We start from the raw sequence: 14,036 nt of genomic DNA, 5'->3' as shown, positions 1-14,036 counted from the left end.
AGACACAAAAATCTATAAAGTAATGAAATTACTTACCGTATCACCATCACCACACATCAAAGGAGATGAATCTGTTACTAAGATTATGTATGGAGTGGTTATTTCACTCATTCCTGCATTAATTGCAAGTACAGTATTCTTTGGATGGCAAGCACTATTGATTACAGCAGTTTCTGTAGCATCATGCGTATTATTCGAATACCTTTTTCAGAAGTTTTTGATAAAAGGAGAATCAACAATCCAAGATGGTTCCGCAATAATTACAGGGCTTTTGTTAGCATTTAATGTTCCAAGTTCACTTCCTATTTGGCTTGTAGTGTTGGGTGCACTAATCTCTATAGGAGTAGGTAAAATGACCTTTGGTGGATTAGGACAAAACCTATTTAATCCAGTATTAGTAGGGCGTGTATTCCTTTTGATCTCTTTCCCTGTGCAAATGACATCATGGACAGCAAACAAAACAGTGGACGCATTCTCTGGAGCAACACCACTAGGAATACTAAAAGAAGGCATCAAATCAGGACAATCTGTTTCTGAGTTGTTACCAAACCTTCCTTCTAATTTTAATCTTTTTACTGGTTCGATGAGCGGATCATTAGGAGAGATATCTGCCTTAGCGCTATTATTAGGAGGTCTTTTTATGCTTTACAAGAAGATCATCACATGGCACATTCCTGTTGCAGTACTAGGAAGTATGTTCATTCTACAAGGAACTCTATATCTGATTAATCCTGATCAATTCATCAATCCTTTATTCCATATACTTACTGGAGGTGCAATGTTAGGAGCAATTTATATGGCAACAGATATGGTAACTTCTCCTATGTCAACGAAAGGACAGTTAATCTATGGTGTAGCAATTGGTATACTTACAATATGTATCAGAAACTTTGGAGCATATCCAGAAGGTATTTCATTTGCTATATTGATTATGAATGGAGTTGTTCCACTTATCAATAACTATATCAAACCTAAAAGATTCGGAGGAAAAGCATAATGGCAAAAATTGAATCAAACTTTACAAATATGGTTATCACATTATTTGTGGTAACAATGGGGGCGGGTGCAATTTTAGGCTTTATGAATGAGCTTACCGCAGATGCAATCTCTGCGAGTCAAACTAAAGCCCAAGAAGAAGCGATTGCTTCAGTACTACCTAAATTCGACAAATTGGCTAAAAGCTATAAAGTGTTGAATAAAGGAGATAAAGACAGCTTAGAAATATTTCCGGCTTTAGATGCAAACGGTAATGTTGTGGGTAGAGCAGTTAAAACATACACAAATAACGGTTTCTCAGGACATATCGATATTATGGTCGGTTTAGATAACACAAATAAAATATCCGGTTTCCAAGTACTACAACATCAAGAAACTCCTGGATTGGGATCTAAAATGCAAGAGTGGTTTAGTACACCCAAAGAAGGGAAAAATAATTCTATTATTGGTCTAGATCCATCTAAGACAAATATGACTGTAACTAAAGATGGTGGAGATATTGATGCAATTACTGCAGCAACAATATCGTCAAGAGCATTTCTAGATGCACTTAGAAGAGCTTCTGCCATAGAAGGAAATACAGATGCAACAACTGGTGCAACGACAAAACACAACGAGAGCAAAGGAGGTGAATCATGAGCAAACTTAAAATAGTATCTAAAGGATTTCTTCAAGAAAATCCAGTTTTTGTACTTCTTCTTGGTATGTGTCCAACGTTGGGAGTAACCTCTTCTGCTATTAATGGTCTTGGGATGGGGTTAGCAACAACATTTGTATTAATGCTTTCAAACATTGCCATTTCATTAGTAGCTAGATTTATTCCCGATAAAGTTCGTATTCCTAGCTTTATTGTAATTATTGCCACCTTTGTGACAGTATTACAAATGGTAATGCAGGCTTATCTACCAGCACTTTATAAAAGTCTAGGTCTTTTTATTCCATTGATTGTAGTAAACTGTATCGTACTAGGTCGTGCTGAAGCATTCGCCTCTAAGAATGGTCCTTTTGAATCGATGCTTGATGGTATTGGCATGGGACTTGGTTTCAGTTTCGCACTGACGCTACTAGGAGGTATCCGTGAACTTTTAGGAAGTGGTAAACTTTTTGGTTTCACAATCTTTAACGAAGGATATGGAAGCTTGGTATTTATCCTTGCTCCAGGAGCATTCTTGGTATTAGGTTACCTTATTGCAATCATTAACAAAATAAAAAAGGCTTAAGAAATGGAATATATAATCATTATTATATCTGCAGTCTTTGTTAACAACATTGTACTCTCACAATTCTTGGGAATTTGCCCTTTTTTGGGTGTTTCTAAGAAAGTATCTACAGCAATTGGAATGACTGGTGCAGTAGCCTTCGTAATGGCTCTTGCAACGATTGTTACTTTTATTGTACAACATGAAATTCTTAATCCTTTAGGATTAGGTTATCTACAGACTATTTCATTCATCCTAATCATTGCTTCATTGGTTCAATTGGTAGAGATTATCTTAAAGAAGGTTAGTCCCTCTCTTTACCAAGCTTTAGGGGTATTCTTACCTCTTATTACAACCAACTGTGCAATCTTAGGAGTTGCAATTCTTACAATACAGAAAGAGTTCAATCTACTAGAAGGAGTTACATTTGCTGTAGCAAATGCTGTTGGTTTTGGTCTTGCATTAGTAATCTTTGCAGGGCTTCGTGAGCAATTAGAGCTAATGAATGTACCTAAAGGTTTAAAAGGCACACCTATTGCTTTGGTTACAGCAGGAATTCTAGCAATGGCATTTATGGGATTCTCAGGAATCGTATAAAGATATAAACTAAAGAAAAAAAGGAGCCTTTCTATTTGATAAGCTCCTTTTTTTGTGCCTAATATTTTTGATAATAAGATCCTCACTAAACTATAGATAGAGGTGAAAATGAATATAAATCTCTATAGAGATAGAAAACAATTTTAACAGAACAAAAACAAGATAAAAGATATTATATCAGTATATTTAACGTTATAGTATATAATACAGAATTTAAACACACATAAGTTATGACAAAGCTCACAAGAAGAACGTTTCTACAAACATCAGGCGTTGCAGCAGCAGGATTAACACTCGCCCCTAATTCACTGGAGGCCAAAGAGAATAAACCAAATCACAAACAACCACATATTATCTTTATTATGACCGACCAACATCGTGGAGATGCTATTGGTCTACTAAATCCAGTCGTTCAAACACCGAACATTGATAAAATTGGTCAAAACGGATTAATATTTCGATCTGGATATAGCTCAACACCGAGTTGTACTCCTGCAAGATCAGGACTATTAACAGGTCAATCACCATGGAATCATGGAATGCTAGGCTACTCTAGAGTGGCTAGAAAATATCCTATTGAAATGCCACGTATGCTTGGAGAGCTAGGTTATTATACTTTTGGAATAGGAAAGATGCATTGGTATCCACAAAAGTCACTTCATGGATTTCATGGAACACTTGTAGATGAAAGTGGTAGAATAGAAGACGATGGTTATGTAAGTGATTACCGTGATTGGTTCAGACTTAATGCTCCGGGATTTGACCCCGACAAAACAGGAATTGGATGGAATGAAAACAAAGCAGATACATATAAACTACCCAAAAAGCTTCACCCTACGGAATGGACAGGTAATACTGCAGTACAGTTTATTGAGAATTATGAGATTGAGAACCCCCTCTTCTTAAAAGTATCATTTGCGAGGCCACACAGTCCTTATGATCCCCCCAAAGAGTATCTAGATAAATATCATATATCAGATATAGAACCTCCTGTTAGAGCAGATTGGAGTGAGAAATTTGCTCCTTTAAGAAATAAAGAAAACTACTCCACAGCATTTGGTGATTTCGGAGATGACTATGCAAAAAACTCGAAATTACACTACTATGCAAACATCTCTTTTATTGATGATCAAGTTGGAAAGATTATCGAAGCATTAAAAGAGAAGGGGATTTATGACGATTGTATTATATGTTTCACCTCTGATCATGGAGATATGATGGGAGACCACAACCACTGGAGAAAAACATATGCATATGAACCATCTGCCAAAATTCCATTCTTAATGCAATATCCGAATTGGATGGAAGGAGCCATGCCAAGAGGATCTGAGTGCTTCAAACCAGTAGAGCTACGCGACTTTTTACCAACATTCTTAGAGGCTGCTGGCGGTAAAATACCCAAAGAGATAGATGGAAAATCTCTTCTTTCTTTCGTTCATGATAAAGAGCCTAAGTGGAGAGAATATATTGATCTAGAACATGCAACATGTTATAGTGCATCCAACTATTGGGCAGCGCTAACAGATGGTAAGATGAAATATATATGGTTTATCCATACTGGAGAAGAACAACTTTTTGATATTGAAAAAGACCCTAAAGAGATCAAGGAACTCTCTTCGAAAAGAAGATATCAAAAAGAGCTCAAAAAGTGGAGACAACGAATGGTAGAACACTTAGAAGTTCGTGGAGAAACATTCGTAAAAGATAAAAAGCTTGTTAAGCGTAAAAACACGCTACTAATAGGACCAAATTTCCCAGACAAGAAATGGTCGAATAATGAAGCATTAGCTTATTGGAGAAAAGAGACAAAGAATGCATTCAAAATGATATAGAAAAAGAGAGATTTTATTCAAAAATTTGAATTAAAAACACAAGGGATAGCGCTGCTGTCCCTTTCTTTTATTCTTAAAGTTTATCCTCTTTTATAACGACTTCGAGTTGTTTTTAATCTAAATAGGAATATCGATCAAATAGTCAATTCCTAATAAGAACGAAGGAATAGAGTTAGACATACCACACGGGATAAATTTTAAAAACACCCCATATTAAGTACTCATGCAAAATTAATGGTATGTTCTAAACAAAATGCTCCTAGTGTTTCCAATAGACATTTTTTCAGAGAATTGTAGCTTTCATATGCTTTAAACTCAAGCCAAAAGTATTTGATGTGTTTCCAAAGTATTTCTATGATATTAAGTTCTGGAGAATATGGAGGAATAAAATAGATATAAAGATCTAAAGCATTCCATTCTTCTATTTTTGCTTTAAATTTTTTGGATCTATGAATAGGCGCATTATCAAGGACTAGTATTGTTTTCTTTGTTATCTAATTACATAACTTATCTATAAATGAGATCAAAATATCACTATTAATTGTTGTTTCATGTACTTCATAAAATATCTCATTTTTACGATTCATTGCTCCTATAACATTAAGAGCTTTACTTCTTGATGACGGAAGTAATATTTGACTCTTCTTGTCCTGCCATGCATATGGAACATAGGGAGTTAGATTAAAGTGACTTTCGTCAACGAAATATAAATCTAAGTATCCTGAATCCTCACACTTACGTAATTCTGTTAGTTGATGTTGCTTTAGTTGGAAGTCTATATCATTCCGTTTTGTCTTGAGTGATCGCCGGACTCACTTCCATACATACCCGATCTTTTTAAAAAACGTATTAAAGTCTCTTTTGAAATGGTAAGATTATAATGTTCTTTCAAATGATGAAGTATATAAGATAGATTACGATTATTTGTTTTTACTAAATCTTTGATTATATCATCGAATCCAGCTAATTTACACTTTGCTCCTCTTCCTTGTTTAATCCTAAGTGCATCAAAATTATATTCTAACCACTTGTCAAATAGACGTGATACTGTAATGACAGATATTCCCATTATCCTTGAAATATCAACCATAGAATAGTGACTATTGGACAGTAATAGGCAATGTGAACGCATTCTTTCCACCTTGTTGTCTGAATGTTCATATAGAGCAGTTAGTTTTAGAACTGCATCCTGTGTTAACTTTATATATCGCATGTCTCAAAGAAACAACATCTATTTTAATCATGAAAAAAAACTATCTGTAATTATGTGGACTTACTTACTACAATAGGTATCAAACAATCAGATGATAAAAAAAAACAAAAAAGGATGCCCATAATAGGACATCCTTTTATATTATATCATTGAAAACTACAATTACTCAGCAGCAAAAGAGATTTCTGATAATCTTTGATAGTAGTTACGACGCCATTTCGCATTATCTTCAGCTGCAACAAAAAGTTCTTTTGCTTCATCAGGGAATGCCTTAAGTAACGAAGTATAACGTACCTCACCCATTAAGAAATCTTGGAATTTTCCCCATTCTGGAGTTTTAGAATCTAATTGGAATGGATTCTTTCCAGCATCTTCTAGACGAGGATCATAGCGATAAATTGACCAATAACCACACTCAACAGCTTTCGCCTCTTCTTCTTGAGATTTACCCATTGTAGCACGAAGTCCATGAGAAATACAAGGAGAGTAAGCAATAACCAAAGAAGGTCCTGGATAAGCTTCAGCTTCTCTTACCGCTTTTAAGAATTGAGCTTGATTTGCTCCCATTGCCACTTGAGCAACATAGATATAACCATAACTCATTGCGATAGCACCAAGATCTTTTTTACGAATCTTTTTACCAGAAGCAGCAAACTTAGCTACAGCTCCAATTGGAGTTGACTTAGAAGCCTGTCCACCAGTATTAGAATAGATCTCTGTATCCATCACAAGGATATTTACATCCTCACCTGAAGCTAAAACATGATCAACACCACCGTATCCAATATCGTAAGCCCATCCGTCACCACCAAATACCCATACAGATTTCTTCACTAGGTATTGAGATAGAGATAAGATCTCTTTCGCGTATTCAGCACTGTTTCCTTTAATAGCATCAAGAACAACAGCAGAAGCTTTTTCAGATGCATCCGCATTATCTTTTGCTTCAAGCCAAGCTTTAAAAGCATCTGATTCAGCAGCACCAGCTTCGATAGCAGTAGCCATCACGTCAGCAAGACGATTACGATGTGCATTGATACCCTCAGACATACCGAAACCAAATTCAGCGTTATCCTCGAAAAGAGAGTTAGCCCAAGCAGGACCGTGACCAGACTTGTTTTCAGTTGTATAAGGAGTAGCAGGAGCAGAACCACCATAGATAGAAGAACATCCAGTAGCATTTGCAATCATCATACGCTCACCAAACAGCTGAGTAATAAGTTTAATATATGGAGTCTCACCACAACCAGCACAAGCACCCGAGAATTCGAATAATGGTTGAGCAAACTGTGAGTTTTTCACTGTTTTAGACTTGTCAACTAAATCGTCTTTGTAAGTTACCTCTGAAGAGAAGTAATCCCAACGAGCGATCTCTGCGTCTTGAGTTTCCAATGGTTTCATAACCAAAGATTTCTCTTTAGAAGGACATACATCAACACAGTTACCACATCCTGTACAATCAAGAGGAGAAACTTGCATACGGAACTCTAATCCAGCAAATTGCTTACCGACAGCCTTCTTCAAATCAGTTCCTTCAGGAGCATTTGATTTTTCGTTCTCATCCACAAGGAATGGGCGAATTGCAGCGTGAGGACAAACATAAGCACATTGGTTACACTGAATACAGTTATCCACGATCCACTCAGGAACATCGATACCTACACCACGCTTCTCATACTCTGTTGTTCCGTTAGGGAAAGTACCATCTTCAACCCCTTTGAAAGTAGACACTGGAAGTGAATCTCCCTCTTGAGCATTGATAACGTCCACCACGTTTTCAATAAAATCAGGACGAGAAGTTTCATCTTTTTCTGAAGATAAAGAAATTGTATTCCATTCAGTAGGAACTTCTACTTTGTGGAAGTTAGCACCACCTGCATCCACTGCAGCGTAGTTCATATTTACAATATTCTCCCCTTTCTTACCATACGATTTAACAATCGCTTTTTTCATTTGCTCCACAGCTAATTCGTAAGGAATTACGCCAGTGATCTTAAAGAAAGCAGACTGCATTATAGTATTAGTACGGTTACCAAGACCAAGTTCTTTACCTAGTTTTGTACCATTGATGATATAGAAATCAATCTCGTTCTCAGCAAGATATTTCTTCATATTATCTGGAAGACGACGAAGTACTTCGTTCTCATCCCAAATAGTATTTAATAAGAATGAACCACCCTTCTTAAGACCTTTCAATACATCGTATTGATTCACGTATGCTTGAACATGACAAGCAACGAAGTCAGGAGTAGTTACTAAATATGTTGAACGGATTGGATCATCACCGAAACGAAGGTGTGAAGCTGTAAAACCACCTGATTTTTTTGAATCATAAGCAAAATATGCTTGACAATACTTATCAGTAGATCCACCAATAATTTTAATAGAGTTCTTGTTTGCACCAACAGTACCATCAGAACCTAAACCATAAAATTTAGCTTCAAATGTTTTGTCTGATGTAACTTTCACTTCAGGAAGAAGAGGTAGAGACTTAAATGTTACATCATCGATAATACCGATAGTGAAATCATTCTTAGGCTCTGTCATCTCTAGGTTATTGAAAACAGAGATAATTTGTGCTGGAGTAGTATCTTTCGATCCAAGACCAAAACGACCACCAACAATTAAAGGCTTCTCTGCTTTATCATAAAATAAAGAACGTACATCTAGATACAATGGTTCTCCTTGTGCACCCGGCTCTTTTGTTCTATCAAGAACAGAAATACGCTTCACTGTTTTAGGAAGAACGTTGAAGAAATATTTCTCTGAGAAAGGACGATAAAGGTGACAAGAGATCAAACCGACCTTTTTACCTTCAGCAACCTGCGCATCAATAACTTCTTTAATAGTCTCAGTTACAGAACCCATTGCAATAATGATATTCTCTGCATCTTCAGCACCATAAAAAGTGAATGGGTGATACTCACGACCAGTCAACTTAGTAATTTCTTGCATATAATCCTCTACGATATCTGGAACAACATCATAGAAAGAGTTAGAAGCCTCTTTTGCTTGGAAGAAAATATCTGGGTTTTGAGCAGTACCACGTGTAACAGGATGCTCAGGATTCAATGCTCTTTCACGGAACTCTTTCACAGCGTCCATGTCTACTAGAGGCATCAAATCTTCTTTCTCTAACATCTCAATCTTTTGAATCTCGTGTGAAGTACGGAAACCATCAAAGATATTCATGAATGGAACGCGTGATTTCAACGTAGCCAAATGTGAAACACCTGAAAGGTCCATAGTCTCTTGAACGGATCCAGCGAACAACATTGCGAAACCTGTTTGACGTGCAGAGTATACATCACTGTGATCTCCAAAAATTGAAAGAGCATGTGTAGCCAAAGCACGAGCACTAACATGGAAAACTGTTGGTAACAACTCTCCCGCGATCTTATACATATTAGGAATCATCAACAATAAACCTTGTGATGCTGTATAAGTAGAAGTAAATGCTCCTGACTGAAGAGATCCGTGAACGGCACCTGCGGCACCAGCTTCACTTTGAAGTTCAGCCAAACGTACAGGCTGTCCAAACATATTCTTCTGTCCTACTGCTGCCCACTCATCAACGTTCTCCGCCATAGGAGAAGAAGGAGTAATTGGATAGATACATGCAACCTCACTAAAAATGTAGCTAATGTGAGCTGCTGCATAGTTACCATCACATGTGATAAACTTTTTTTCTTTAGCCATTGTTTTTTAAATTTTGAACAAAGGTTCGTATTTCAACAAGTCAATAATTATTTTTCTAAACACTATATATCAAGAATCGGCTGCTTGTAGTTAATAAAGAAAGCCGAACAGCCAAAGAGGAATAATATTATCTGAACCAATCTCAATCATATCGGCAGCTGCATAGCCACCCTCAACAGGTTTGGTATATTTTCCTCCGACCATAAATTTCTTCTCGTTATCGAGTAAAAAGTCAACCCCCCTACCCGATTTCACTTTACATCTTACAGCAGTTTGATTTAAGAAGAAAGTCTTCCTTAAACTACTGTTCGATGTTTTTTCAGGAGAGATTGCATACATCAAATTTGTATTATGCAAATAGACCTGTGCAGGTTTTTTAGACGGGCCCTCCTCCCCATTATATATTAAATGTAATAATTTAGCATTTTTCAGATAACGAAGATAATTCATTACCGTAGCTCTAGAAGTATCAATTTCCCCACTCATCTTACTCACATTGGGGCAAAAAGGGACTTGGTCAGCAATAATTTGCATCAATTTTCTTAAACGTGGCAAATATTGAAGTTCTATTTGATTTGTATAAGTCACATCGATTTCAAGAGCCAAATTCACATGTTTCAATAAAGTCTCTGTATACAGTGCTGAATCATCATGAAAGAAAGGGTAACAACCATGTTTCAAATAGTCCGTAAAGTATGCTAAAGGCCTTACCTTATTAAGAACTGAAGGAACAATTTCTTGATGTCTATTTAAAATATCATTTAACGGCAGACATTCAAACTCATTTCCTGTTCTAACATTTAAATATTCACGAAATGACAATGGATGTAAATGGTACATATGAGCAATATCCTTTAGCTCGTCATTCCCCTCAATAATCCTCAAAACAGGAGAACCACTGAAAACGATTTTTAATCCTGGAATATTATCATAGATCATTCTTAACTCATTAGACCAATTTGGATACTTATGTATTTGGTCTAAAAGTAGAATCTTGCCACCTCTCTTAAAGAACTCATCTGCAAAAGAGTAGATACGTCTCTTGGTAAAGTAAAAACTATTAAGATTTACATAGAGACAAGAATCACCATATTTGGTCTCCATACGTCGAGCATAATCCAAAAGAAACATCGTTTTGCCTACACCACGAGATCCTTTAATTCCAATCAAAGGGTGACTCCAATCTATCTCATAGTTTAATTGACGATCAATCACTCCATGCAAGGAGTCTATCAAGTTCTTATGTGTCGTGTAAAATAAATCCACCTCTAACTTTTCATGTTACAAGGCAAATCTAGAAAAAATAAAGTTTTTTTGCAATCTAGAGATTACAAATAAACTTTATTTTTGAAACACCCAACTCATAACATATATCATATATTAAACTATATGCCTGATTACAAATATACTAGAATAACTCATAAGAATCATTCCAAATATGATACACATGACAATCATTTGGATATTCTAATATAATTTTAACTATTATATCTAATAACGTAATAATAGTGCTCCAACGGAGTACCCTCCACCAAAAACAGTAAAGACTACTAAATCATCCTCTTTAATTCTATCAATATTCTGAGAAAAACAGATTCCAGTACTCGCACACCCAGTATTACCATGTGACTTTATATGTGTTAGCACCTGATCATCCGCTAACTTCATCTGTTTTTGAAGATTCGAAATAATTCGCCCATTTGCTTGATGTGCAACTACATAATCTAACTCATCAACAGTCAACTTGGTATTTTCTAAAACAACATCAATCGCTCGTCTCATTTGGGTAACCGCATTGATAAACACATCTCTACCATTAGGCATGCTTAATCCACCGGAAACAGGACGCAAAAACACAGAATCATTCGCTTTACCAACATGTCCTAATCCTTGTGTAAAAACATTTAAGACTCTACCTGGCTTCTTCCCCTTAGGCTCTGAACTAATAAAAAGAGCAGCAGCACCATCTCCCCAAAGATGTCCACTCTTTGAACATGATTCATTACTGTATGCCCAATTATGCTCTGAGGCTACTACTATAATATTTTTTGCTTTCCCCATAGCAATATACCCCTCAGCTATTTCCAGAGCATTAATCAAAGAAGAACAAGCAGACGAAACAAAAACAACTTTAGCAGCATTTGCTCCAATCTCGCGTTGCACCGCATGTCCAATAGTGAATACAGTATCATAAGGAGAGTATGAAGCTCCAATAATTAGATCCACCTCTCCTGCACTAAAACCTGATTGATCCAATCCATTACGAACTGCCTCTATTGCCATCGTATTCGTATTTTCATCATCAGTAGCCTTGAAACGCGATCTAATTCCTGTTCTTTCATAAATCCATTGATCCTCTAGACCATTAACATTCTCAAAATATGAATTCGAGACAACCTTAGAAGGCAAATAATGAGAAAAGTGATTTATATACATAACAATTTAAGATTTACTTTTTTTATAAATATATTCTGTTATCATTTCGACACACTCATCCAGTACAGCATCACAGCTACTATCAAAGTTCAGATTTATATGAGGGACTTCAAGACCAACAGCAATTATATGGATTAATGTTGTCAATGATTTAATTATCGATTCCGAAGTAGAAGAACTAGTCTTAATCTCTCTTTTTACAAGTTGTTCTAACAAACATTTCTCATCAAAGTCAAAATTCTTACGAATGGATTTAATTCGGAGGGGATCATTCAAAAAATCTGAACGTATTGAAGCATTTCGCTGTATAAGATCCTTAAAAGCATAAAATCGACTATAGTAATATTCTCTAATCACTTTATCTGTACTACAATGAATAGTCTCTTCGTAAGCTTCCTTAATCTTAGTATAGATAAGATCAACCTCATAAGCTACCACCTCATCATAAAGAGAATCCTTCGATGCGAAATACATATAGATCGTCCGTCTACCAACCCCAGCGTGTTTTGCAATACGAGAAATAGTAACATTGGCTACTCCATCACTAGCAAACAAAAGGCGAGAACTTTCAATTATTTTATCTCTTGTTGGTTCATCCATTATTTAAAATTGATTGATTCAAATGTCATTGCACAAAATTACCCCTTTTGTGCAATAATACACAAATCTAAAAATATTTTTGGAAACCCATTTATTGTCAACAATCAAAAGATAGCTCGATTAATATTGGCTTCATACCATAGAGCAAAAAAAACTATTGATTAAACACATAAAATTCATTGGTATATAAATAACGTATATTAGGATACAAAAACAATGTTCATAGGACAGCAATAGCCTCATAAATTTTCTTGTTTTAAAAGCCAAATAGATGAATTACATACAAGATAGGATTCACACTTCAGTACATAAAACAAGGATAGAGGTATCAAATAACTCTTTGATATATAAAGAAGTTTAATTAAGTGTAGTGATCTTAATAGAAGGGATAAAAGTTTATACAAATAGATCAAAAGAGAGTTGTCACAACAAACAATAACAGTTAGAAGATGAAAAAGAAAAGGAGCAACAAAAAGGAATAATATACAAACATGCTCTCTAAAGTAAATGAACTTACAACATAAGGTGAGTTGTAACCGAGAAATATCGATCCACAACTCATCCATATGATTTAATTATTGTCTCATGGTCTTTTGAACAAGACGTTTAGAGTTAGAGTAAACAGAAGGCAAGTCACCCAAGCCATTAGAACGAAACGGACATATATCGATACCACCTCTACGAGTATAAACACATCCTACCATAAGTTTTTTCGGATTAAGAAGTCGCTGAAGACGAACAAAAACAAGTTCACAAATCTCCTCATGGAAATGTGTCTCATTTCTCATCGACACAATATAAGCAAGTAATGACTCTGGTGTTACAATATGATCTCCTTCAATGTGTATATATATGGATCCCCAATCAGGCTGAAAAGTAACTTTACAATTGCTCCTCAACAAATCTGAACACCAACGAATCTCCTCATGGAGGACATTTGGAACGACCTCCAGTAAAGAGACATTTTCAGAATAATCATGGATCTTAAGATCATCAATTTCAATGAACGACTCCAACTTATCATAGTCGGAGAAGGGAGAAGCATGATAAATATTTTTCGTACGTATAGCCACAGAAACAGAAGTTTGCAGCAACTCAGACAAGTCTTTTGTAATCAACAATTCCACATGATCTATCGCATCCTTTACTGTAGAACCAAAACTTGACATATTGAAAGAGTTAAGGTATAACTTTAAGGATTTACTCTCCACCAAACAGGCACTATCAGACGAAACAACAAATTTCATCACTCCGACTACTGGCATTCCCTTATCTGTAAGAAAACTTACTTCGTAAGCATGCCATGCATCAAACCCAATAAAAGGAAGGGAGTTAGAGTCAATATCATAAATCGATCGATTCAATTCACGAGGAATAGCAACCAAAACAGAAGGATCGTATTTATCAGGGTGTGCGACCTTCTTCCCAAGGACTTTCGCTTCTAACATCTAAAACAGTTTAAGT

The 14,036-nt window shown here is 35.9% G+C and carries 13 protein-coding genes; 5 read left to right on the top strand and 8 right to left on the bottom strand.

Annotated features, from left to right (window positions below):
• Positions 1 to 22: 22 nt before the first annotated feature.
• From K4L44_02070 to K4L44_02050, 5 genes are all read left to right on the top strand, one after another.
• Entirely contained in the window at positions 23 to 997 is a 975-nt protein-coding gene (locus tag K4L44_02070; GenBank protein ID QZE14680.1) for an RnfABCDGE type electron transport complex subunit D, read from the top strand.
• Complete coding sequence (locus K4L44_02065; GenBank protein ID QZE14679.1) at positions 997 to 1,635, top strand: RnfABCDGE type electron transport complex subunit G; 639 nt, start codon at positions 997 to 999, stop codon at positions 1,633 to 1,635. Before K4L44_02070 ends, K4L44_02065 begins: the two co-directional genes overlap by 1 nt.
• The gene (locus K4L44_02060; GenBank protein QZE14678.1) at positions 1,632 to 2,216 is read left to right on the top strand and encodes an electron transport complex subunit E; all 585 of its coding nucleotides are present in this window, start codon (positions 1,632 to 1,634) and stop codon (positions 2,214 to 2,216) included. The genes K4L44_02065 and K4L44_02060 overlap by 4 nt, the downstream gene beginning before the upstream one ends.
• Before the next feature lie 3 nt (positions 2,217 to 2,219).
• On the top strand, positions 2,220 to 2,792 hold the full coding sequence (gene rsxA, locus K4L44_02055; GenBank protein QZE14677.1) for an electron transport complex subunit RsxA: 573 nt from the start codon (positions 2,220 to 2,222) through the stop codon (positions 2,790 to 2,792).
• 230 nt (positions 2,793 to 3,022) lie between these two features.
• Positions 3,023 to 4,624: an arylsulfatase gene (locus tag K4L44_02050; GenBank protein QZE15937.1), complete on the top strand. Its 1,602-nt coding sequence runs from the start codon at positions 3,023 to 3,025 to the stop codon at positions 4,622 to 4,624.
• A 221-nt stretch (positions 4,625 to 4,845) separates the two neighbouring features.
• On the opposite strand, the gene K4L44_02045 is transcribed toward K4L44_02050, so the two are convergent.
• From K4L44_02045 to K4L44_02010, 8 genes are all read right to left on the bottom strand, one after another.
• Positions 4,846 to 5,118, bottom strand: coding sequence for a transposase (locus tag K4L44_02045; protein QZE15936.1), 273 nt, complete (start codon positions 5,116 to 5,118; stop codon positions 4,846 to 4,848).
• A complete protein-coding gene (locus K4L44_02040) occupies positions 5,119 to 5,403 on the bottom strand; it encodes a transposase (protein QZE15935.1) in 285 nt (94 codons plus the stop codon). It abuts the gene before it with no gap.
• The gene (locus K4L44_02035; protein ID QZE14676.1) at positions 5,400 to 5,837 is read right to left on the bottom strand and encodes a hypothetical protein; all 438 of its coding nucleotides are present in this window, start codon (positions 5,835 to 5,837) and stop codon (positions 5,400 to 5,402) included. The genes K4L44_02040 and K4L44_02035 overlap by 4 nt, the downstream gene beginning before the upstream one ends.
• Positions 5,838 to 5,999: 162 nt before the next feature.
• Complete coding sequence (gene nifJ, locus K4L44_02030; protein QZE14675.1) at positions 6,000 to 9,536, bottom strand: pyruvate:ferredoxin (flavodoxin) oxidoreductase; 3,537 nt, start codon at positions 9,534 to 9,536, stop codon at positions 6,000 to 6,002.
• Positions 9,537 to 9,626: 90 nt separating this feature from the next.
• The gene (locus tag K4L44_02025; protein ID QZE14674.1) at positions 9,627 to 10,802 is read right to left on the bottom strand and encodes an AAA family ATPase; all 1,176 of its coding nucleotides are present in this window, start codon (positions 10,800 to 10,802) and stop codon (positions 9,627 to 9,629) included.
• Between the two features lie 225 nt (positions 10,803 to 11,027).
• Positions 11,028 to 11,972 carry a ketoacyl-ACP synthase III gene (locus K4L44_02020; protein ID QZE14673.1) on the bottom strand — a complete coding sequence of 315 codons (945 nt, stop codon included), beginning with the start codon at positions 11,970 to 11,972 and terminating at the stop codon, positions 11,028 to 11,030.
• A 6-nt stretch (positions 11,973 to 11,978) separates the two neighbouring features.
• The gene (locus K4L44_02015; GenBank protein ID QZE14672.1) at positions 11,979 to 12,572 is read right to left on the bottom strand and encodes a TetR/AcrR family transcriptional regulator; all 594 of its coding nucleotides are present in this window, start codon (positions 12,570 to 12,572) and stop codon (positions 11,979 to 11,981) included.
• A 575-nt stretch (positions 12,573 to 13,147) separates the two neighbouring features.
• On the bottom strand, positions 13,148 to 14,020 hold the full coding sequence (locus tag K4L44_02010) for an NADPH-dependent 7-cyano-7-deazaguanine reductase QueF (protein QZE14671.1): 873 nt from the start codon (positions 14,018 to 14,020) through the stop codon (positions 13,148 to 13,150).
• Between the last annotated feature and the right edge of the window lie 16 nt (positions 14,021 to 14,036).

It is taken from the genome of Prolixibacteraceae bacterium (assembly GCA_019720755.1).
GTDB classification, from domain to species: Bacteria; Bacteroidota; Bacteroidia; order Bacteroidales; family Prolixibacteraceae; genus Halosquirtibacter; species Halosquirtibacter laminarini.
Note: the sequence above shows the minus strand (reverse complement) of the source record. Positions and strands in the feature narration are given on the sequence as shown.